This window comes from Zavarzinella sp., assembly GCA_041399155.1.
In the GTDB taxonomy this organism is placed as follows: domain Bacteria; phylum Planctomycetota; class Planctomycetia; order Gemmatales; family Gemmataceae; genus JAWKTI01.
The window spans coordinates 293801-315220 of sequence record JAWKTI010000005.1 but is presented as its reverse complement, the minus strand read 5'-3'; the positions used below and the strand labels follow the sequence as shown (position 1 = coordinate 315220).

Sequence of the window (21420 nt, the reverse complement as noted above, 5' to 3'; positions counted from 1 at the left end):
TCAGCATTTTATCCAGCAAATGTTGGAAAAGTGCCATCCCCACCCCAGGTATGGACCGTTGGTTTTCGCAACCGTGCTGATGAGAAAATTGGCCTAGCGAATGCGGGCCTGGAAGGTGATGGTGCCTGTTTCGCCAGGTCCCAGGCGGCCATCAATTGCCCAGCGTAACAGGACCGAATTGGCCTTGTTCGGGGTGGCAGTAAACGTCGCAGGGCGGGACGATTTCGCCGAGCCTTCAATAAACTCGAGTCGAGTGGTCAGGTTGTCCACAATGACCACATCGGTCATTTCGTCTGCCGATGGATTGGTAAACTTCAGGGTGAAAGTAACAATTTCGCCAATCTTTTGCGGATTCACCGGATTGACGCTTTTCTGCAACCAAAGGCCACAACCAGGAAGCGACGTAATTTCTTCAGGGCTACGCACTTGCGCCAGCGCTGCCACACCCTTCACCGTCGATACACCCGCGGGTGGGCCCCAGAGTTGCTGCAATTCGAGTGGGGCGTTTGTTTGCTGCACACCCGTGGCACGGATACTGTTACGGAATCCTGCCAGTGGATCGATCTTCACTGCCACCAGTGGGGCATCATCTTTTACCACAATCACCGGACTGCGTAATCCAGCCGACAGATAAGTCATCTGGGCCAGGTGCATCGCATCGATTCCCCGCAGTACCCGCACGTTGGCAAATCGTGGGACACAAATGCAGACACGGTTCGACGGTGCAATGCGAGTCATGCCACGGGAAGTAAACTTCATCGCGGTATCGGATGGATCCACCCCCAGCATCTCGCCGCGGTGGCCGATCCCCATGCTCTGCAGCACATCGCCACCATCGTGCAGACACTCTTCGCTGGCACCTTTCGCACCAATGATCGGGTCGTACAGTTGGAAATTCCCAAATGGCAGCATCGGTGGAATCGGTGGAAAGCCCGGTTCTTTTACCCCGGGAAACCAGACGGTTTCGGGAATATTAAACCGCATCAATTCTTCCGAATCGAAGGTGCGGTCACCCAGGCGAACAATCAGCATCATTCGACCCAACTGGCGGGCTTGCTTCAACGCTTCCGTTTCGGTCGGTGCGGTGAATTCCACTGGTTCGCCCGTAGCATTGGCAGCGGCAAACTCTGGATTTTCCAGATAAAAGTACCTGGTCACCAACCGGCCAGCGGTGGCATCTTCGATATCACGGTCGCTGAATATTACCGGAACGGCATGTTTGCTGACATCCATTCCCGGACGTGGTACCAGCGTCCCACGTACTTCGAAGGTGGGGAACAATTCCACGCCAGGGCGATCCGGCAAATCGGACAATTTCATCCGAAATGGATAGCCGGGCCGAAGGCCTACGGCACCGTTCACTTTGGTGGCAATGGGCGTACCCGGTTGCCAGGTGACCGTGCTTCCTTGAGGTCCTGTGGCATGGACATACAGATATTGTGCACCGGGTAAGGCAGGTGGTGGCGTAAATGGTGCCTGACCTACCGTTGCCAACAGTGCTAGCATGCCGATATTCATCGCAATTGTTCCCCAATACTGTTGGTTCTGTCGAGAACCAGGATTCCTTGAGTTACCCACAAAGGCAGTGGGTAACCAAAAAAAGAGCAGGTAGAGATGAGAATGCCCACCTCGTTACCTGCTCCCCATTGTTGTTGCAAGACACTTCATGAAACGCTGTTCCTGCCGACATTACTGAGGAGGAACCGGACCACCTGGAGGTGGGCCCATCGGACCTGCTGGTGGGAAGCCACCTTGGCCACCAGGACCACCAGGCATCGGGAAGCCAGCGGGTGGTGCGAAGGGGCTGGGTGCAGTCAATGGCGGAGTATTCGGCGCTTCCAGATCGATGTTACCCATGCGAACGATCAGCAGAATATCACCACGACGGCGGGCTTCGGCAATCGGATCGGTTCCGGGTTCCAGTCGCACCGAAATCACTTCGGGCGTACCCACATCGGCCAGATCCTGGAATTGAGGATGAGGCAGATACACCACTTTCACCAGGAAGTGACCAGCGGCCACTTGCTCGAAGTCATCATCGGTGAACGACAATGGAACCGAGTTATGGTCGAGGAATACTGCTGATTTCTCAGAAGCAGGATTCACTTCGAGCGTGGGGTACAGTTCCAGGCCGGGTCGACCTTGAATATTGCTCAATTTCAAGCGGTAGATGCCACCTTGCAGGAAATTGTACCGTGCGGGTGTCACCAGGGCTTCCTTGACGGTGCCGTCTGGATTCATCCAGCCCACTTTCATGTCCAGAGGATCGCCAAAGCGAATGCTGGTACGTGCGTTGATGGGAGCCATCATCCCACCTGGGGGCATGGCACCAATGGCTGCCACCGCACCGAACGGTGCAGCACCTGGTACGGGCAGAATGCCACGGCCAGGGTAAAAACCAGGACCTTCCGGACCCACAGGTGCATAGCCACCACGAGCCTTCAGGCCCGGGGAACCATAACCACCTGCACCGCCTGCCAACATGATGTTGTTGGCACCATCACCCTGGTAGGCAGCGTTGCGAAGATTTGCATCTTTGCCACGCACCACCAGATTGGCTTGTTTCACCGTGAAAGGTTCGCCGTAGGGTCCAGTAACACCTGCAACTTGTGCAGGACGTGTAACGCGACCGAATGAAAGCTGCTCCCCAACGGGTTGATCTTTCTGTTTGGTCGTCATGCACCCGCCAAGGCCGGCGAGCAACATGAATGCTGCCGCAGTTCGCTTCATAACATGCCCACTTCGGACTTCTAGTCCGGTAAAGCGCCGTAGGGCGGACAGCCCGCACGGCCTGAAATACAAGATTCTCCAGAATTACCTTCGGAATTAGCAATGGTCGGACTTTGAAGAAAACCGGCAATCTCACGATAATTGGCATAATTGCGTGGGAAGGAAATTGCCCAGATTCTCCATTCTGCCAGCTATGAATTGACTGGTTTGAGCAAATTTAGCTGACATGTAAGTTATTGCCGGGAAAAGTCAGGCAAGAAATGAGAATAAAATGAGAATCTATCAGCCTTTCAGCATCGGAAGCAGCACAACAGTGCCAACTGCAATCAGGATTCCCAGGCCCACGATCAGCACCCAAACCCACCAACTGGATTGGGTGGAGATTTCTTGTTCTGACGTTTGCTTTGGTGTTAGATTAAAAAACGGCTTTTGGGTGCTTTGGGGCTGATACGCAGTCGTGGGTTCATCGTACGCACTGACAGGGTGGGCCGTTGTAGGAGCATAATCGTACGTTGGAGAAGCTGTCTGCGCAGGTGGTGGTGCAGAGTGTGCGGACCCAATCGGTTTCATGCCAGGGATGTTCATCGGTGCTGGTTCGATGACCAGATCGCGAAATTCTGCGTAACTTTCGAGGCCAGCAAACGGGCCTGATTTCGAGCGTCCCGCACGGATCAGGCGAATGTCTCCCAGAATACCTTCCTGGATCGCTCTGCGAATCCCATCTGGAGACCCTTTCACGGTGTGTGCTTCGCCTGTTTCATCCTGGTAGGAAAGATAGAAAATGTCGTTCTGGCTTTCCTGGGTGCCCCCCTTCGACTGTGGGCGAATGCTGGTGCCAGTTAAATCTTCGATAAATTCTTTGCATGATGCGGGTCGTTTGTCTGGATCGGCACTCATCGCCCGACGAATGGCCCAGTCCACCCGTTCGGATAATGCGGGATTCAAATCACGCGGTGCTGTCAGTTCATTCCGGATTTTTTTCATCCAGCAATCCAGCGGACTGACTTTTCCAAACGGAATTTCACCTGTAACCATGGTGTACAGTGTGGCTGCCGCAGAATAGACGTCGCACCGCACATCAACGTTCTTGGCGTTGCGGAATTGTTCCGGTGCCATGTAATTTGGGGTGCCCAGCCCACGGCCTGTTTTTGTGAGATTTACTTCATTATCGATGTCTTTCACCAGGCCCATATCAGTCAGCTTGGCGAGTCCTTCCCGATTGACCAGCACGTTGTCCGGCTTCACATCGCGGTGAATCAGTTTCTGTTTGTGGGCACGGTGCAGTCCCTGGCAAACCTGGGCAATAATCCGCAGGGCGTCTTTTTCCTTCATGGGTCCATCGCGGTCGACCATCGCACCCAATGAAACACCATCAACGAATTCCATCACCAGATATGGGGTGGGAGGATTGCCGCAATATGCGATTGCACGGACCACATTTGGGTGGTTCAGAGCTTTGGCGGTGCGAAATTCCTGTTCAAAGCGTTTCACCAGCACGGGATTCTGGGCAGTAACGGAAGGAAGCACCTTGATTGCCACAATTTCCTGTGTGGTGCGGTGCTTCCCTTTGTATACCGCCCCCATGCCCCCTTCGGCGATTTTCGAAATAATATCGTATTCGCCCAACTCCTGCAGCATCGGAGCTTTCGGCTTGGTAGACATCGTGTAGGTGCTCCGAAACCCAGTTCGCAATCCTTGTTTCACAAGTTGTTGATTAGGAACCAACAAAAGATAAACAACTGGTTATCAAATTAATTATATTAAAGTACAATCAGGTGGATGTTTGAATGCGAGTCCCACCCCAGTACATTCTTCTTGTAGTAGTCTAGCACATGGATTGATCGGTCGTCTATAATCCACATGTTCGATTTAACCGGACTATTTTGAAATTACCTGACAAAACATTCGTAAGTTTTGCTTGTCGAATGCCCCCAATTCGGTCAAAATCACAAAATAGATAAACCAGAGGGTTTATTCGTGCAGTTTATCGGTTAAAATGAACTTACTATTCCCACGAATAGTATTGGTGGCACCGATTTGCTGGTGTATGGCGATTTTGCCATTTTAATGAGAATCCTCGACAGTGCACTGGGAGATGGGTCATGGGGCTCCTTGGGAAGTTGCTAATTCTGTTCAACCTCCTCGCTGCGGGAGCTTTTGGCTATTTTGCGCTCGAAAACTGGAAAGTTCGTCAGGAACTGTCCTATGTAGCATTCCGAAATGAAGTGGTGATGCAAGGCATCCCATTGGAAGCTGCTGCGGGTGCTACCGTGCCAGAAGGTTACAAGCCTTTTCAGATGCAATTAAATGAGGGAGTTTTCATTGAAACAGTCAAAGAAGACACCTTAAAGAAAATTATCCCACCTGGAGATGATGTTTTCGGTGGGGATTTTGTTGCCGATCAGACGGAAGAAATGACCCGCCTGAAGAAAAAAGTGAATGACGCGATTGCCGCACTGGCCGACGATGCTGCCAAAAGGAACCGCACTCGGGTGCTGTTGAATAATCTGGCACGCACCGGGTTGGAACGGGATGGTGTTGCAGCATTGTTTGATATGCTCGACCCACGCCGTCGGGATTATGCCCGGGTTGATCTGGCTGGGGTCGCTCAGTTACCCGCCCAAACGGAAGCGTTGAAATTATTAGCGAAAATTCAGCAATTGGGTGATCCGATGGCAATTGCCGACGTGGCAACCCGCAATACCCAGATTCTGCAGCTTCGCAAAGAAATTGAATTGTATGTCTACGGCCAGGCACCTTCCGCAGTAGCGATTGGCGACGCACAGGCTGCCAGCACCATTCAGCAGGAAGTAGCGAAAGTCCGAACGAAACTGAACCAAAACGCCGCCATCGGTGCGGGGGATAAAGCCGCGATTGTGGCACTTGCCACAGTCGATGCAGAGATATTTGCCAATATCGTTGATCTGCTGGTGAACCCACTCAGCAACTTACAGCAGATTGAAGGCGCTCGTGTGTCAGTTGAAAAGTATTTGACCGGATTGGCAGTAACTGATTCGGAACAGGCCGCACTGAAAACGGCAACGCAATTGGTAATGATTGCCAATGATGATACTTCTCTGGTGAAAAAAGTAGATGAGTGTGCGGCAGCACTTTTGAATCAGAAGTTTGAGGAAGGGATTCTGCCTGCCCGCACCAAGGAAGCAAAAAAAGGGTATCCCCAGGGGGAAAAGGCACGCCGGATTGCCCACGTGCTCTACCATATTGACGCTGATCGGCACCTGTTCATCGATCCGGCAAATCCAGTGACCACCGCGCGTAAAGCATGGCACAGCCGCGTTGCTACAATTGTGGGCCTGCCCACCTATGTTGTGGTGGCAGAAGCGCAAGCCAGTGAATATGAAGCCGCTGCTCAGCGACAGTTGAAATTGCTGGCACAGGAAGAAGCTCAATTTCTTTCCCAGTATGTCGGGTTGGTTCAGCAAAGCCGCGAACTGGACAGCAAACTCCAGATTGCAGAAGCCAGTCTCGCCCGCCAGCAGGCAATTACCAAAGAAAACAATAATCTGCTGCAGGAACGGATTACCGAACGGGACAAACTGCGTGATGATCTGGTGAATGCGAAAGCAGACGCCAAAAAGACACTGGAAGATCTGGCCGTCGTTCAGCAGCAACTGTTTGATGCTCAGAAAAATCTGCGGGATCTGCGGGAAAGTGTCCTGAGCCTGGAAAAAGAATTACGTCGCATGGAATCGAACAACTAAACAGAGCAGTGAAGGTGCACCACTCATGGCGTTTATTGGCAAAACATTCGTAATGCTCTTCACCATGGCCAGCATTACCCTGCTGCTGTGGGCCACCATGCTGTACACACAGCGGGTGCAATGGACTTCCACGACTCCGGAAACCAAGGGGATCATTCAGAAATCGGAAACCGACATCAAAAACTACCAGATGGCGGCCCACCTTGCCCAGTATCGCTGGTCGCGGAATTATTCCACGATTGTGAATCTGGAAGGGAATGAAAAATATCCCCGTCGCGATTTTTATGTGGAAATGATCTCCACGATTCGCACTGGCAGAAATACTGCTGGCATGGTTTCTGCAACGCCCGCAGCACAAATGGTGTTTGATAATGCCACCGGTTATCTGGATATTCGCCCCACCACCCAACGACCTGCCTACCAGTTTCGTGCAGGTGTGGATGGACAAAGTATTGCCCAGTATACCCAGGCACTGGCCACCACCTTTGAATCGATTGAAATGGAACAGGTACAGAACCAGAAGTACCTGATGGAGCGTAAAATCGTCAACGATGAAATCGTGGGGACAGTCGATCCATTTGTGAAAGGGCTTCGACTGCAGATCAATGAACAGAACGATATCGCGAAAAGTGCAGTTGCAGAGGCGGACTACATCGCTTCCTTCGTAACTAACCGTAGTGCAGAATCGGTTCTGCTGATTAAGCGGTTTAATTCAATGAGCAACCGCAAATCAGAGTTGGAACAACTAAAAACTTCTTCTAACAATGGTTCGCGTTGAGTAACTTACACTTAACTTCCGAAAAAAATCAGTTGACAGCAGTCAAACTTGCGTTATTGGTGACAGTTGGGGAAGTTCAAACAATTATTAGGATTCAAGCGTAGCGGCTGGTGGCATCCGTGCGTCGGAGGAAAGTAAAATGACCGTATTCGGGAAAATCCTCGTTTTCATGATCATGTTGCTTAGCGTGGCGACCGGTGCAATGATTGTCTACGTACTCACCACCCGTGCGAACTGGAAAGCAGCTTACGATGACATGAAAGTGAAGGCAGAAGCTGCTGAAGTGGCCTACAAGAAAGAAAAATCGGCCCACGACAACGATCTGAAAGCAATTGCCGATACCAACAGCAGCAAAACTACTGAACTGGAAACTCTGAAACAGCAATTTACCGCACTTCAGGCTCAACTGGCTGCAAAAGATAAAGAAATTGCAGATGCCAAAGCGACCTCAGTTACCGATACCACTCTGGTGCAGAAGTTTGAATCGGAAATGAAGCAATTGCGTGAAGAACGCGATGTGATGGCGAAGGATAATTTCAAACTGCAGCAGGAATTGGCAAACCAGATCATCAAAACCAACGCAGAAAAGAAACTCTTCGTGGAAGCGAAACTGGAAGCAGAAACCCTGAAATCCAAGTTAGGAAACGTCAGCCGCGAATTAGGTGATTTGCAACAGCGTTATAACGAACTGGAAACCCGTTCGGTATTTGCGGGGGGTGCTTCTGGCACACTCTCTTCTTCGGTGCTGAATCCTCCTGCCAAACCCGCACCACTGAATGTCAGTGGGAAAGTGGTTGAGGTGGGCACTGCAAGCTCTGGTCTTGCCGTTGTTTCGATTGGTTCCGATTCTGGCTTGTCCATCGGTAACGTTCTGATTGTCTATCGAGACGATCTGTATCTTGGCGAATTAACATTAACCCAGGTAGAACCGAAGTTCTCAGCGGGTAAATTTTCTCCGGCACGAAGCCGCTACATCCTGCAGAAAGGTGATCCGGTCACCACAGGATTTTCCAAAGGTCGATAATTGAATCTCAGCTCGATTTGCATTACTTGGGAGTAGTGGGACGATGGCCAGAATTAAAGAAACAAGTGCGAAACCTCGCAACGATGCCTACACCGGCTTGCTGGCGATATCATTTTTGGCACTTGTGGGAGCGACTGTCCTCATGGCTCTTGATGTGAAAGAGCTGGGCACAGCACCAGAACCAATTACAATTGATGTTCCAGGGGCAAAATTAGGCAAACAGACCACCCCACTGCAACGCCCCACACCAGGTGGTGGTCCCGCCCCGGCCCCTGCACCCGCCCCGGGTATGTAATTTGACCATTATCGTCTTCATCAATCGTCATTGATCGAATTTTTACTGTTTCGGTCAATTCATTACCCACTTCAAACGAAGTTCACTTCAATTATCAGGACCCTGTGGAACTGGTATTTTTCATCACAATCCTTGAAATTTATCCGTTCTGATTGCGTTCAAGAGTTCGTTGAAAACGGGCGAGAGCTGCCGGTGGCAGTTGTTCGTCTGTCATTTCTGAAAAAATATTCGGAATTGCTGAAAGTTTAATGAAGTTGGCGTCGACAACTTCAGGCAGTTCGGATTCTAAAGTATGCCATTCTGAAGAACTTAACACCGCGAATCCAGCAGTATCGCTACCATGTGAACAGACTAAAAAGCGAATCTCGTAGTCCGGCGAAAGGACATTATTCAAAGTGCGAATCGTGATGTCTCTATCAGCATCATCATTCAATAGGGGAACTGATGTCTCGATGCCATTACGGATGATCACAAATCTATCATTCTGCCATTCCCCTTGGACTTTGTCTTTGTTTAGGCAACCAGCGCAATCTTGCACAATGTCGACGGCGTCTTCCCTCCAGTCGATAGCAAAGAAATGAAGACACTCCTCGTTGAAGAACGCGTCGTCAATTGCACCTTCATTGTTGTCAATCAGCCAATGGCGAAATGATTGCTCCATATGCTCCTGTTCCCCAATGTCAGTTTTCCAGTATCTTCTTCGGTGGCCATTTACCATTGTTTACTTCGTGCCGACTTCTAACACGTTAATTTTTTGACCACAAGTTAAGTGTATTCGTTCAGAAAACACTGCGGAATCTTTTGGCGAAAACCAAAGACCACACCTTGGGCAGTTGACGAATCCCCCCAAATTCTTTTTTGCATCGAGCGGTGGAGTTGTTTCTTCGATCTCGTTTACCCAGCGCAATTCAAGATCGAAGCATTCAATGCAAGATAAGAGTTCCGATGTGCATGCTGGTAATCCTGCATGTGGGAAGTACTTGCGAGAAGCTTCGAGCCATCTGTCAACATCTGCGTCACGGAAGATCTCGAATAGAGGGTGATGCTTCTTCGTTTGAGTTGTAATCGCAAGATCATGGATTTTGCAGTGTTTTGGATACGGGTCAATAAGTCTGCCGTCCTTCAACAACATTGGAAAGAATAGCCATGGCAAAACTCGCGTCCCAACATCGGTCAAATTCCATTGGACATCAAGGTATTCGAGAGGGTTTTTCACGATTTCATGCCAAGTAACATACGGAAAGACGATGATATCTCCGTGATCGGTATCGATGGTTGCATAAGTAGCAAGCTTAGGAATCCAGCAGAATAGACCGTTCGGATCATAATCATCGGAATCTGCTATCAAATTGCAAACGGAGATCTGATATGTTCCGTCAAAAGATTTATAGGGATCATCAATGATCGATTGACAACAAGGATGAGTCGAAATCACCGATTCGGCAAGATCGTCCAGGGATTTCAATCTGATGACTCCAATCGAGGATTCTGCGGTATCGTATTCGAGTGAGCCGCTTTGAGACAGGAAGTCTCGCAGATCTTCTGGAAGGTCAATCATTGGCAGCCATGTTTTGAATTAGGGACCGTATCTTACCTTACCTCCCCCCGAAGATCTCTTACCGCCAGTTTGCCATCCGATGTGCGGCGCATCTGGGCCAGTTTCCCACTTCTTGCCTGACTTCCAGTATATCTCGTAGTGTGCAATATCCATGCTGACCCTAGCATAATCGCCTTAGATTCACAAAAATTCGGGAAAACACTGCTCCATCCATACTTTGGCTTGCCCACAGCCTATAACACGATCATGATGATTGTGGATTAAGAGATAAGTGACCTCAGTGTCTGTGAAATAAACCTCGAATCCAATACAATCTGCAAGAACAATTTTTGCTGACTGACCACTTGGGAACATGAAGCCTGCCGATTCGTCGCGAGGATTAAGCAAAAGCACGGTGGGAGAATCTGAAGCAAACTCGGCTATAATACCCCAACCCTCATCGAATACCAAGATCGCTGTGTCAGGAAGATGTTCCCAAATCCAAACCGGCCAAGAACTCAGCCCACTAGCGAACTTTGCCAGAATCTGGCCTCTAAGTGATTCCACAGCGGTTGTGTCGAGTTCAGTTACGTCGACTTGATTGTTAAAACTCGAAGAAAGTATCTCCTCTCGAAGATTCCACATTGCACGACTCCTACCTGTTAGCTGGGACATCATCAAGGATAATGTGTCAACTCGAGTGAATTTTACATATTCAGTTATCTGCCAGTAAAATAAAAAATCAGAGTGGGCTTAACAGAACCAGTATCGAATATATTTAATGGATTATATAACTGAATGAGTCAGCCTCATATCCTGGTGATTGATGAAGAATTGCCATGGCCACTCAATTCCGGCAAGCGACTGCGAAGCTACCACCTGATTACCAATCTGGTGGGGAGGTTTCGCGTTACGTGGTTGGCTCATCGCAATCCGATTGCTGCTGAAATCGAACCTGCCAGACAACATTTCGCAAGGTTGGGAATTGACGCACACTCATTAAATTATGCCCCACCGGAAAAGTCTGGGCTGGGATTTTATGGCAATATTCTCAGAAATCTGTTTTTTTCACGCTTACCCTATTCGGTTGCCAGCCACAGCAGCACAGAAATGCAACGTGCCATTGCAACAATCTGTGCTACAGATCCACCGGCACTGATCCACTGTGAATGGTCGGCATATGCCCAGAATCTACGTGGGGTTTCCGTGCCATTCGTTGTCGATGCCCACAATGTGGAACTACTGATCTGGCAACGACTTGCGGCAATGGAACGAAGCAGAATCAAACAGAAAATTTTTCAATTACAGGCCCAACGCTACGCCACATTTGAACGTTGGGCATATCGCACGGCAGCAAGCACCGTTGCTGTCAGCAGTGCGGATGCTCAAATCATCGAACAGGTATTAAAATGTCCACTGCCTGTGGTGATCGATAATGGTGTGGATACGACCTCAATTCCGTTTCAAATGCCCGTAGATGTCAAAAGTCCTTCCCTTCTCTTTGTCGGCGGGCTCGATTGGCGACCGAATCAGGATGCGGTAGTGTATTTTGTGGTATCGGTCTGGCCAATTTTACGTAAGCTATTGCCAGATATTACTTTGCGAATTGTAGGTCGCCATCCGCCCGATTGGCTCTGTAGGAAAATTCCTCCCCACGTGGGGATAGATTTGGTCGGCACCGTGCCTGATCTGAACCCTTACTACCGGAATGCCACTCTGATGGTGGTGCCACTTCGAATTGGTGGTGGCTCACGCTTGAAAATTCTGGAAGCAATGGCTTACGGTGTGCCGGTGGTCACCAGCGATATCGGTGCGGAAGGCCTGCAGGTCAGCGAACACCTTTGCACGCAGGTGCCCACATTGGGTGGCCAGTTGTGCCCCAGGGCATTCGCAGAAGCAATTGTTGGTGCGGTGAACAATCCTGCGAAATTGCAGTCCCAGGCAATAGCTGGCAGGCAACTGGTAGAAACGCGTTACGATTGGCGGCAACTATCGGCTGGCCTGGGAGATATTTGGGACGATGTGATTGCAAATGGCAGAAAAAACTTTTCCAAACCCCTCAAATAAGAAAAAACGGGCTGTTTTTTGATGTGGATTCTCTTTGCCATCGTCCACTAGCATAGTATGTATTGCCCAGAGAGTACGTTTATGAAATGGTTAATCGGTATTCCGATCTACAACGAAGCAAAAAACATTCGAACTGTGCTCGAACAGGCATTGTCCCACAACCTGCCTGTTGTGGTGGTCAATGATGGTTCGACCGACGAAACTGGTAAGATTCTCGAAGAATTTCCGCAATGTGCACGAGTAACGCATGCCAGAAATCGTGGGTATGGTGCTGCACTGTGTACGTTGTTTCGGTATGCAAAAAAACAATCGTATGAATATCTGATTACGATGGACTGTGATGGCCAACACGAACCAGAACGGATACCGCTGCTCAAGCAGACAATGGAACTGACACAGGCCGATATCGTTTCAGCCAGTAGATATCTGGAACAGTTTGCCAGCGATCAGTCTGCACCGATGGATCGAAGACGCACCAATCAGTTAGTGACCGAAGAGCTCAATCGTCGGTATCAGTTGGGCATCACCGATGCGTTCTGTGGGTTCAAAGCGTACCGAACTGCCGCACTGGAAAGAATGTGCATCCACGAAACGGGTTGGGGCATGCCACTGGAACTGTGGGTGCAAGCCAGCTATTTGAAGCTGAAAATTGTGGAAGTTCCAATTCCGCGCTTGTATCTGGATCCCAGCCGGGCATTTGGTGGGGTGCTGAACGATGCAGAGGAAAGATTAAAATATTATCACAAAGTGATTGAAGATACCGACGCACGGATCAGGCAGAAGAGCACCCAGAATGGGTAAGTTAAGTTCGTCAAAAACGCAAATTAATAATTGACACATCATTAGCTGACATGTCTGCTAATTGCACTTAGCTCTTCTTTTCAGTTGCTTTTTCTTTGGTAGCCAAGCGCAAATCTTGTTTCTTACGACGCTTTTCTTTTTGCTTACGGCGCATGCCTGCAGGATTACCCATGATATCTATTCCCCAAATGGTTAAAAATCAAACAGATTGTTTAGAGATTCCAACTATTTTGGGAAGTGGCACCCCGCTGGAATTGTGGGAAAAGAACCCGGCACTGCGCTTTCCCATTTTCCCCAAACTGCCCAAAAGGCACGATATTCACATTTTGCGGACTCATCGTGTCGCACCGACAACACGGATTAAACTCAATTCGATCGAAAAAGCGATAAGGATGAAATATTCGGACACAAATCTGAGAAAACTATCATGATTCCAATTCCTGCACCGTGGCGTCGATCGATTATTCGGTGTGTCACTTTAGCCGCAACATTTCTGGCTGGGAATTCCCTTTCGGCGGCCGATTTCGTTGTGACGAACACCAACAATGCAGGTGCAGGCTCACTGCGGGATGCCATTCTCGCCGCCAATGGTGCGGGTGCAGGCTCTCATCAAATTCTCATTAACACGTCTGGCACCATCAACCTGAGCAACGCCTTACCGGGGATTACCAATACCGTTGATATTCGTGGGCCGGGTGCAGGCTCGCTGACAGTGAGTGGAAATAATGCCACTCGGGTGTTTTTTGTTGACGCACCCAACGTGAACGTGGGCATCCACCAACTGAGCGTCGCCAACGGACGTGCCACCGGGGGTGCTGGTGGCACTGGTGGAGGTGGTGGTGGCCTCGGTGCAGGTGGGGGTATTTTCGTCAATCAGGGCAATTTGACGCTCACTGGCGTCAATTTTCTGAACAATCAGGCCATTGGGGGTGCTGGTGGCAGTTCTGGTTTTGACGCTGGAGGCGGCGGTGGACTGAATGGCAATGGTGGTGCTGGCCAATCCGGAGGCGGCGGCGGAGGTGGCCTCAATGGGAATGGCGGCTCAGGCAGTGGCTTTAGTCTGGAAGCTGCTGGTGGCGGTGGAGGTGGCAGCACGGGCAACGGAGCCGATGGCACCAGCATGGGTGGTGGCGGTGGTGGAGGCACTGTTGGCAACGGGATGGTGACCACTGGTGGGATGAATAATGGTGGCAATGGTGGTGGCTTTGGCAATGGTACTTCTGGAGGTCCCGGTGGGGGCGGAGGTGGTGGTGCAGGACAATCCTTTGAAGGGAGTGTTACAGGCAATGGGGGCAATGGTGGTTCCCAGGGTGGGGGTGGAGGTGCAGGTTTAGGCGGCAATGGCGGAAATGGAGGCGACCTCGGAGGTGGCGGTGGTGGTGCCCCACCCGGAGGCCCTTCGCGAGATCAGGAAAGTGTATCAGGCCCAGGCACACCTGGAGGGAATGGGGGCTTTGGTGGTGGTGGCGGTGCGTCTGGTATTGGAAATCAAAATCAGACCGCACCAGGCGGCAATGGCGGATTTGGTGGTGGTGGCGGTGGCGGAGGTGGTTCTACATTGCCCGGGCAACCAGGTGCAGGTGGTGCTGGTGGCGAATTCGGCGGCAATGGTGGTTCCGGTTCACCGGATGACGTTGCCACAGGTGGCGGTGGTGGCGGTGGTTCCTTAGGCGGTGCTATCTTTGTTCGTAATGGCAGCACTATTACCATGCTGGATGTCACCATCAATGGATCAGCCTTAACCCCTGGCTTGGGTGGTGCCGGCGATTTCGGCGCACAAAATGGGATGAATGGGCGAGCATCGGGGATCGGAATTTTTCTGGATCAGGCGAATCTTACCTTTAATCAGGCGACCAGTAACTTCCTGAACAATGAAATCAGTGGGTCTGGTGGGGTCATCCACAATGGGCCTGGGCGAACCATTTTCACAGCGGCAAACAACTACACTGGCCCCACCATTATTAATGGTGGTGAGCTGATCATTAATGGCTCGATTACCAGTCAGGTAACCATCAACGGTGGGCTGCTGGGTGGGACTGGCAGCACAGGCGGTGTCACCAGCAATGCAGGTGGCATCATCGCACCGGGAAATTCGATTGGTACCCTCACCATCAATGGCACCTACACGGCGAATGCAGGAAGCATTTACCAGGTTGAAATCAACTCCGCAGGTGCCAGCGACCTGATTCGCGTGAATAGTAATGCCAATTTGCAGGGTGGGCTGGTTCAGGTGCTGCCCGAAGCTGGCAGTTATGCGGCAGGCACCACCTATACCATTGTCAGCACTACGGGCGGGGTAACTGGTCAGTACAGTGCAGTCACTGATCCCAACTTATCCGGTCTACGGGCGGTGCTGCTTTACACCCCCACTGACGTGTTGCTGCAACTTCGGGGGGGCCAATTAGGCTCCCACTGCACCACATTTAACCAGACATCTGTTGCGGGTGCCTTCAATCGCCATCAGGTTTTTGGGCCAGATGCCACCAATGTGCTGCAGACCTTAGATTCACTGCAAGGTCCGGCACTATGCAACGCCTTGAATCAGATTGCGGGTGATGGTTACGGCAGCCTGTTTAATGCGGTGGTTGACCGTGAATCGATGTTTTTACGAATGGTGGCCACCCGACTGCGGACGCCGCTGGAAATCCTGCCCACACAGAACCTGATTCGTGGGCAGATGCCGGAAGAAGGTGAGTGCAACGCAGTGGCCTGCGAACCTGTATTGAAAGGTTGGTTTACACCGTACGGGATGTACGGCGATGTTCAGAATGATGGCAATGCAGCCGCTTACAACTACAACCTGACTGGCTTTGGTTTCGGGCTGGACTATCTGTTCGATCCCACTGCGATCGTGGGTCTGGCAGGGAGTGTGGAATATCTCGGACTGGATACCACTGGGGCCAACAGTCGCAATGCGATTAACAGCTACCATTTAGGGATTTATGGCCGAAAATCAGCCGGTGGCTCCTGGGTAAGTGGTATCGGTGCAGTCTCCTTCGATGAATACCGTGCCCACCGCAGCCTGCAATTTGGAGGGATTAATCGGATCGCAAATTCGAATTTTTCCGGGATGACTGCCAGCGGCTACGCAGAGGCAGGTACCACTGTGGATATGTTTTCCATCCCTTTCCAGCCCTATGCCGCGTTGCAGTATGTGCATGCACGTCGGAATGGTTTTCAGGAATCTGGTGCTGGGGCGCTGAACATCATTTCTGCTGCAGACGGTGCGGACTCACTGCGTAGTATTCTTGGGGTGCGGACGGTGTGCGATTATTCCCTCGGTGGCTACCACTTTCAACCGGAATTTCGCGTAGCATGGGTGCACGAATTTCTCAATGCAGGCTTTGGCTTTACAAGCATGCTGGTAGGACTTCCCGGTACCACATTCCCGATTCAAGGGGTAAACCAGCAACGCGATTTTGCCCAACTAGGCGTGGGAACAGCAGTGAAAATATCCGACTCGCTGAGCCTGAACTGGCACTATGACCTGTTCCTGGGCAGCAGAACCATTGCCCACTCTGGAATCGCCAACTTTCTCTTTACCTGGTAAGAAGCTGTACAATATCAATCAAACAACCCGACCAACCACAAGACTCATTTCTTCGGTGAGACCTCTTCCAAAAAACGGGAGGCAATCAATGACCACATGGATGCATCGTGCGATATACCTGGACTCCGTAAAGCGATTCGATGCTGTTCTCACTGGCAGTCTTCCAGTCAGTGAAATATATGAACGAATGAGTTTCGTATTTGATAACATCGAGTACTGCTTCGCCGAAGGACGGCTAATGGACCTGGAGATTTTTAATCGATTGGATGACCTTGCTGATCTGGTAAATCGTAATGTCATTCCCCCTTTAACGCTTGTCTCAGATATTGCTGAACGAATAAGCTCTCGTTATGGGTTTGATACAGATTCGATTACTCGATCAATGTGGATACGCAAGGCAGATTCCGGAGAGTACGTCATTTGGATCGATCAAACGAAGATCATCGCTGAATCAAATGAAAGGTTGTTTGGTCGCCAATAACCGTGCTGATTTTCAGATAAAAGCTGAAAATGGCAAAGAACAACTAAGTTTTTTCCCCCGGGGTGGGTTAGGGCGAGCCTTCGTTTTACCAGGTATTACCTTTTCTTGCAAATCTCCCCCCTCCTTCCACGGCTGCCAATTTCGTAGGCTGTTAGATTAGTTTGAATTGAACCTTTCCGATGGAGTTTTGGAAAATGAGCGAGATTAAATCAACCCAGATTACCTGGCACGAAGGCTCGGTGACACGCACCGAACGTGCGGGGTTGTTAAAGCAAACCGGCTGCACCTTGTGGTTCACCGGGCTGTCCGGTTCAGGCAAAAGTACCCTGGCAGTCGCTTTAGAGCAAGTCCTTATCCAGCAAGGACATGCGTCGTATGTGCTGGATGGCGATAACGTTCGTTTTGGCCTGAATGCCAGCCCCAAACTGCTGATGGAAACCCGTGGCTATGCCGAAGCCAGTGCCAAACGGTTCGGCTTGGCATTTTCCGCAGAAGACCGTGAAGAAAACATCCGCCGCATCGGGGAAGTTTCGAAATTGTTTGCCGATTCCGGCCTGATTACCATTGCCAGCTTCATCAGCCCGTACCGAAAAGACCGCGATGCCGCCCGCAAGGTACATGCGGAAAACAAAGCGGGTGAAATTCCCTTTGTGGAAATCTACGTGAACACGTCGATTGATGTGTGCGAAGGTCGTGACCCGAAAGGTTTGTACAAACAGGCCCGCGAAGCTGTGGCAGCGGGGAAGGGAATGGGCTTCACCGGTGTGGATGATCCCTATGAAGCCCCACTTAACCCAGAGCTTACAATCGATACAGGCGTTACATCCATTGAAGCCGCTATAGAGCAAATCTGGGGCTATTTAACGGCTAGGAAGATTTTACAATCTTAAGACAAAATGAGTAAATTCTAACGATTGTAGCGGTTGTAAGGCCATTTTTCTGCCTGCAAGCTTTTGCCAACCCGCAAAGTCATCCTATCTTCCATTCATTCGGGATTTTCGCCCATATCGCGCGATCCGTACAATTGGAGAAAATTCATACTTCTCTTTGAAAAATGTTCCATTTCGATTCAAGTGTTTCGTTGACTTGCTTCACTACCGGAAGTAAAGTTCCAAGACTTGCGTGCGTCAGCACAACTAAGTACATATGCCAAGCCAGTTTACGTAAGTTGAAGGACTCGACTGCGCTGGTGGCAGCTTTCATGACAACCCAATGCACTGCTTTTTCAAAAGCAGTGCGGAGACTAGGCACCTACAGATGTTCAGCTCGATTCACCACATGATTGCGGAAGGATTCAATCAACCACAGAAACTGGTTTGGGAAGGAAAGGAGATACGGATCTTTTTTCCATCGGGATACGAACCTCGTTATGCATATCCATTGATCGTGATGTTGCATGCGAACGGTAGTAATGATGAGCAAATTTTAAGATATGCTCCCAAGATCAGCAATCGGAACCACATTTTCATCTCCCTGCGTGGGCCGGAAAGCACCGAGCAGCTTGATGAAAACGGTCAGTTGCAATACGGTTGGGGGGATATTCGCAGCAACCTGCCCGCAATGGAGCAATACCTGTTCCATGCCATCCAGCACGCCCGACGCAGTTTTAATATCCACACGCAGCGTATTTTTCTGGCTGGGATTGCGGAAGGTGCCGATCTGGCCTACCATGTCGCACTGAACCATCCGGAAAAACTGGCAGGCCTGGTGGCGATTAATGGCAGCCTGCCCCGTGAGTACGTGGGGCCTCCCTTTCAGAACAATATTGAAAATCTGCGGATTCTGATCTCCCACGGTGCTGCGAATGAAGTAATCCCACTGGAAACCGCCCGCCGTGACTTTCTTTCCTTGTACAGTGCCGGTGTGGATGTGACGCTCAATACCTATCCTGCCACCCACCAGATCCACCCCAATATGCTGCGGGATATCAATCGCTGGATTATTCGCGGAATTGATCGCGACATGAATTATGAGTGCGATTCCAGGACCCACCTGGATAACTAAGCAGATGGGGTTGAGGTTCAGTTGTGAGTTTTTAGGACGCCCAATACAGTGTTGATCCAATGTTAGCCGTTCGAGGATCCGAATGGGCTCAATTCTTCTTCCTCCCACTCGCAATAAAAGAGCTAAATCGGTTATCCAGAATCGTAAGACGGAAATCGATTTACTATGTAGATAATTGCTTGGGCATCTCTCGAAGGAGAGCGATCGCCCCTGCCGAGAGATTCAGCAGTCAACAAAAGCTCGAACGACAAAGCTCAAGCTGCAGCCGTTAAGCGTGCTGGTGTACAAGCAATGGAAACACTTCAAACCGCTACAGACTGAGAAGATCGTGAAGCAAAGTCGAATTCAGACGCTCAAATCGTCTCGTCATCTGCAAATGGCAGATTCACCCAAGTAGTTGCCAATGACGAAAATGCAGTGTCATTTGCTCTTGCAGCAAGGTGAGTGATAGCTTGACGAGCGTTAGCAAGAGTCCACCCAGGTGAGTTCAGACACATCCATGCCCCCTCTAAGTCGTTAGCAGTGAGCAATTGCTCAAAGAGCTCGCTTTGAGATGTTGTGCGGAACCATTCCGGCGAGTTAGGGTTTTGTGCGACGAATTCTCTCAAAGTGTAATCTGGTTCCAAATTCTGGAAGCCAGAGTGGATTTCATGCACACAGCAATGTTGTAATTCAGCAGTGCTGGAAGCTACAGAGTTGGTAGGAAAATCGCCAGTGTAATCAGTCTGGTTGTCACAATCAAAGAACGATAGGGGTAGCTTGCCAACAAATTCGGCGTGTGATCGAAACCCCTTCTCATCACCTGCCCGCATCAACAATTCTTCGGCTTCATCAATATCGCTTATACCACATGCATACGCACAGTCACGGATCTCCTCGCTCATGCCTTCGGCAACCATGATAGAATGGCACAGTTGAAGGTAAATTACCTGCGTAAGCGTCCGCCCACGCTCAAAGGCCATATTTCGGCTACCATAAACAGTGGTTCCGTAGAACTCTACAAAGGTAGGCTGCCGATCAGAAAACCAGTGCTTCCACAAACCCACAATGGTTCGCGCGCCTGTAGCCCAAATCGGAACTAACACAGGCGGAAACGGATTCAGTAAAGATCTTTCAACATCAGGCAACTGAATCTGCCCTCGCATGATCTGTTCCATCAGCTTTTCTTGGCCAAGGTAGCAGACAATACCACCGTAAGTATCTAGTCGTGTTGACTCCATTTGATTTCTTTTCTCATCGCTGTCATTTGTTCAACCATGGGGCTTCGATATCAAGAATCCAGCGTCCAGGGATTGGATCGGTGGTAGGATGCAGACCATGATCCTGCAAGAACTGATGGATTCCTGTACGGGTGGCGTTGTGATATTGCGGGGGCACAAAAAACAGGTGCCTCTCATCGACTACAATATCGGCGAAATCAGCTTTATTCCAGTTCAAGTGGTGGATTGGAAACAACTTGCCAGCGTGCTTCGGGTCTATCCAGTTATAGCCAGAAATCTGGCCAACAATCAGCCAAGAAAACAATTTGCGAAGATTTCAGTAGCGAAAATTTGTTGAGCTAATTCCACCCATACGCTTGCTACACGCCCACCAGTTCGCCGACCTCTTCGTGTGCAAATGAGTGCAATCGCACGTGACCATCTTTCACCGTGAGATAGTGGCACGGTTTTTCTGTCCAGCAGCCACTGTTGTAATAGCGGACAGGGCCAGTTTCCACACACACTGGGTGGTGGGTGTGCCCACAGCAGACAGCCTGACAGTTCAGCTTCTCAGCCAGTTCAATTGATTTGTTCTGAATTTTTTCCGTACACCGCAAGAAGATCTTACTTCGTTTTTTTGCGGTACGGGCAATGTGGTGGCTGGAATCGATTTTTTGCAGAAAGCGATACACAGCATCCGCAAATGCCGTCAGAAACGGATGTCGGTCGATGAATTCATCAAAACGATGTCCGTGATGGAACAGAATACGCTGGTCGCCACTCTGAATGATTTTCTGGTCGCACACATCCACCCCTAACAGGTGGGAGCACATCTCCGCAGAGCCGTCATGGTTCCCACTGATCCAGGTGATGTCAATCCAATCCGACATTTTGCGGATCAGCGACAGTACTTTCCAGTGGTTTTTTTTGAGCCGGCGAAAATCGATCGAATCGAAAACATCCCCATTCAGGATGATACTCGAGGTAAGGATTTCACCGTTTCGGACTTGTTCGAGCAATCGGATTAGTTCTTTGGCCTGACAATTATCGCTGCCTAGATGGAGATCAGACAGGATGAGTACATCGTACATTCGGTATTCCCGTGTTCTTCACGCGGGTAGTCTACCATTCTGATGTCTGAACAGGTGTGAAAGTATGATGAAATAGCCTGAATCAGACGAACTTCAACAAAACTACACAATTGTGGGTTTCGCAAGATGACAGCATTTTTT

The 21420-nt window shown here is 50.1% G+C and carries 19 protein-coding genes; 11 read left to right on the top strand and 8 right to left on the bottom strand.

Going from position 1 to position 21420, the window contains the following annotated elements; genetic code table 11:
- Positions 1 to 93: 93 nt before the first annotated feature.
- The 3 genes from R3B84_21745 to R3B84_21735 form a co-directional block, all read right to left on the bottom strand.
- A complete protein-coding gene (locus R3B84_21745) occupies positions 94 to 1518 on the bottom strand; it encodes a hypothetical protein (protein MEZ6143197.1) in 1425 nt (474 codons plus the stop codon).
- A gap of 171 nt (positions 1519 to 1689) precedes the next feature.
- On the bottom strand, positions 1690 to 2730 hold the full coding sequence (locus tag R3B84_21740) for a hypothetical protein (protein MEZ6143196.1): 1041 nt from the start codon (positions 2728 to 2730) through the stop codon (positions 1690 to 1692).
- Positions 2731 to 3012: 282 nt separating this feature from the next.
- Positions 3013 to 4392 (bottom strand): protein kinase, encoded by a 1380-nt coding sequence (locus R3B84_21735; protein ID MEZ6143195.1) that lies wholly within the window; start codon positions 4390 to 4392, stop codon positions 3013 to 3015.
- A gap of 440 nt (positions 4393 to 4832) precedes the next feature.
- On the opposite strand from R3B84_21735, the gene R3B84_21730 reads away from it, so the two are divergent.
- The 4 genes from R3B84_21730 to R3B84_21715 all read left to right on the top strand — a co-directional run bounded on the left by R3B84_21730 (position 4833) and on the right by R3B84_21715 (position 8549).
- Positions 4833 to 6452 carry a hypothetical protein gene (locus tag R3B84_21730; protein MEZ6143194.1) on the top strand — a complete coding sequence of 540 codons (1620 nt, stop codon included), beginning with the start codon at positions 4833 to 4835 and terminating at the stop codon, positions 6450 to 6452.
- A gap of 25 nt (positions 6453 to 6477) precedes the next feature.
- Complete coding sequence (locus R3B84_21725; GenBank protein ID MEZ6143193.1) at positions 6478 to 7230, top strand: hypothetical protein; 753 nt, start codon at positions 6478 to 6480, stop codon at positions 7228 to 7230.
- Positions 7231 to 7369: 139 nt separating this feature from the next.
- Complete coding sequence (locus R3B84_21720; GenBank protein ID MEZ6143192.1) at positions 7370 to 8254, top strand: hypothetical protein; 885 nt, start codon at positions 7370 to 7372, stop codon at positions 8252 to 8254.
- 43 nt (positions 8255 to 8297) lie between these two features.
- A complete protein-coding gene (locus tag R3B84_21715; protein MEZ6143191.1) occupies positions 8298 to 8549 on the top strand; it encodes a hypothetical protein in 252 nt (83 codons plus the stop codon).
- A gap of 139 nt (positions 8550 to 8688) precedes the next feature.
- Here R3B84_21715 and R3B84_21710 read toward each other — a convergent pair whose 3' ends face one another.
- The 3 genes from R3B84_21710 to R3B84_21700 all read right to left on the bottom strand — a co-directional run bounded on the left by R3B84_21710 (position 8689) and on the right by R3B84_21700 (position 10731).
- Complete coding sequence (locus tag R3B84_21710) at positions 8689 to 9210, bottom strand: hypothetical protein (protein ID MEZ6143190.1); 522 nt, start codon at positions 9208 to 9210, stop codon at positions 8689 to 8691.
- Between the two features lie 60 nt (positions 9211 to 9270).
- Complete coding sequence (locus R3B84_21705) at positions 9271 to 10107, bottom strand: hypothetical protein (protein ID MEZ6143189.1); 837 nt, start codon at positions 10105 to 10107, stop codon at positions 9271 to 9273.
- A gap of 180 nt (positions 10108 to 10287) precedes the next feature.
- Positions 10288 to 10731 carry a DUF6756 family protein gene (locus R3B84_21700; GenBank protein MEZ6143188.1) on the bottom strand — a complete coding sequence of 148 codons (444 nt, stop codon included), beginning with the start codon at positions 10729 to 10731 and terminating at the stop codon, positions 10288 to 10290.
- Between the two features lie 153 nt (positions 10732 to 10884).
- Between R3B84_21700 and R3B84_21695 the strand changes: the two genes are divergently transcribed.
- The 6 genes from R3B84_21695 to R3B84_21670 all read left to right on the top strand — a co-directional run bounded on the left by R3B84_21695 (position 10885) and on the right by R3B84_21670 (position 18989).
- Positions 10885 to 12153, top strand: coding sequence for a glycosyltransferase family 4 protein (locus R3B84_21695; protein ID MEZ6143187.1), 1269 nt, complete (start codon positions 10885 to 10887; stop codon positions 12151 to 12153).
- A gap of 81 nt (positions 12154 to 12234) precedes the next feature.
- The gene (locus tag R3B84_21690; GenBank protein MEZ6143186.1) at positions 12235 to 12954 is read left to right on the top strand and encodes a glycosyltransferase family 2 protein; all 720 of its coding nucleotides are present in this window, start codon (positions 12235 to 12237) and stop codon (positions 12952 to 12954) included.
- Between the two features lie 427 nt (positions 12955 to 13381).
- Complete coding sequence (locus tag R3B84_21685; protein MEZ6143185.1) at positions 13382 to 16504, top strand: autotransporter domain-containing protein; 3123 nt, start codon at positions 13382 to 13384, stop codon at positions 16502 to 16504.
- Between the two features lie 88 nt (positions 16505 to 16592).
- Positions 16593 to 16985 (top strand): hypothetical protein, encoded by a 393-nt coding sequence (locus tag R3B84_21680; protein ID MEZ6143184.1) that lies wholly within the window; start codon positions 16593 to 16595, stop codon positions 16983 to 16985.
- A gap of 194 nt (positions 16986 to 17179) precedes the next feature.
- Positions 17180 to 17875: an adenylyl-sulfate kinase gene (gene cysC / locus R3B84_21675; protein ID MEZ6143183.1), complete on the top strand. Its 696-nt coding sequence runs from the start codon at positions 17180 to 17182 to the stop codon at positions 17873 to 17875.
- A 367-nt stretch (positions 17876 to 18242) separates the two neighbouring features.
- Positions 18243 to 18989 (top strand): hypothetical protein, encoded by a 747-nt coding sequence (locus tag R3B84_21670; GenBank protein ID MEZ6143182.1) that lies wholly within the window; start codon positions 18243 to 18245, stop codon positions 18987 to 18989.
- 353 nt (positions 18990 to 19342) lie between these two features.
- On the opposite strand, the gene R3B84_21665 is transcribed toward R3B84_21670, so the two are convergent.
- The gene (locus tag R3B84_21665) at positions 19343 to 20209 is read right to left on the bottom strand and encodes a hypothetical protein (GenBank protein ID MEZ6143181.1); all 867 of its coding nucleotides are present in this window, start codon (positions 20207 to 20209) and stop codon (positions 19343 to 19345) included.
- A 97-nt stretch (positions 20210 to 20306) separates the two neighbouring features.
- On the opposite strand from R3B84_21665, the gene R3B84_21660 reads away from it, so the two are divergent.
- Entirely contained in the window at positions 20307 to 20546 is a 240-nt protein-coding gene (locus R3B84_21660; protein MEZ6143180.1) for a hypothetical protein, read from the top strand.
- A 22-nt stretch (positions 20547 to 20568) separates the two neighbouring features.
- Here R3B84_21660 and R3B84_21655 read toward each other — a convergent pair whose 3' ends face one another.
- A complete protein-coding gene (locus R3B84_21655; GenBank protein ID MEZ6143179.1) occupies positions 20569 to 21279 on the bottom strand; it encodes a metallophosphoesterase family protein in 711 nt (236 codons plus the stop codon).
- Positions 21280 to 21420 lie beyond the last annotated feature (141 nt).

Bases quoted from the DNA above. Each gene is read 5' to 3' on its own strand.
- R3B84_21725 (MEZ6143193.1), top strand. From the start codon at position 6,478: ATGGCGTTTATTGGCAAAACATTCGTAATGCTCTTCACCATGGCCAGC.
- R3B84_21680 (MEZ6143184.1), top strand. From the start codon at position 16,593: ATGACCACATGGATGCATCGTGCGATATACCTGGACTCCGTAAAGCGA.
- R3B84_21715 (MEZ6143191.1), top strand. From the start codon at position 8,298: ATGGCCAGAATTAAAGAAACAAGTGCGAAACCTCGCAACGATGCCTAC.
- cysC (MEZ6143183.1), top strand. From the start codon at position 17,180: ATGAGCGAGATTAAATCAACCCAGATTACCTGGCACGAAGGCTCGGTG.
- R3B84_21735 (MEZ6143195.1), bottom strand. From the start codon at position 4,392: ATGTCTACCAAGCCGAAAGCTCCGATGCTGCAGGAGTTGGGCGAATAC.
- R3B84_21685 (MEZ6143185.1), top strand. From the start codon at position 13,382: ATGATTCCAATTCCTGCACCGTGGCGTCGATCGATTATTCGGTGTGTC.
- R3B84_21660 (MEZ6143180.1), top strand. From the start codon at position 20,307: ATGATCCTGCAAGAACTGATGGATTCCTGTACGGGTGGCGTTGTGATA.
- R3B84_21720 (MEZ6143192.1), top strand. From the start codon at position 7,370: ATGACCGTATTCGGGAAAATCCTCGTTTTCATGATCATGTTGCTTAGC.
- R3B84_21705 (MEZ6143189.1), bottom strand. From the start codon at position 10,107: ATGATTGACCTTCCAGAAGATCTGCGAGACTTCCTGTCTCAAAGCGGC.
- R3B84_21745 (MEZ6143197.1), bottom strand. From the start codon at position 1,518: ATGAATATCGGCATGCTAGCACTGTTGGCAACGGTAGGTCAGGCACCA.
- R3B84_21710 (MEZ6143190.1), bottom strand. From the start codon at position 9,210: ATGGAGCAATCATTTCGCCATTGGCTGATTGACAACAATGAAGGTGCA.
- R3B84_21730 (MEZ6143194.1), top strand. From the start codon at position 4,833: ATGGGGCTCCTTGGGAAGTTGCTAATTCTGTTCAACCTCCTCGCTGCG.
- R3B84_21655 (MEZ6143179.1), bottom strand. From the start codon at position 21,279: ATGTACGATGTACTCATCCTGTCTGATCTCCATCTAGGCAGCGATAAT.
- R3B84_21665 (MEZ6143181.1), bottom strand. From the start codon at position 20,209: ATGGAGTCAACACGACTAGATACTTACGGTGGTATTGTCTGCTACCTT.
- R3B84_21690 (MEZ6143186.1), top strand. From the start codon at position 12,235: ATGAAATGGTTAATCGGTATTCCGATCTACAACGAAGCAAAAAACATT.
- R3B84_21670 (MEZ6143182.1), top strand. From the start codon at position 18,243: ATGTTCAGCTCGATTCACCACATGATTGCGGAAGGATTCAATCAACCA.
- R3B84_21700 (MEZ6143188.1), bottom strand. From the start codon at position 10,731: ATGTGGAATCTTCGAGAGGAGATACTTTCTTCGAGTTTTAACAATCAA.
- R3B84_21695 (MEZ6143187.1), top strand. From the start codon at position 10,885: ATGAGTCAGCCTCATATCCTGGTGATTGATGAAGAATTGCCATGGCCA.
- R3B84_21740 (MEZ6143196.1), bottom strand. From the start codon at position 2,730: ATGAAGCGAACTGCGGCAGCATTCATGTTGCTCGCCGGCCTTGGCGGG.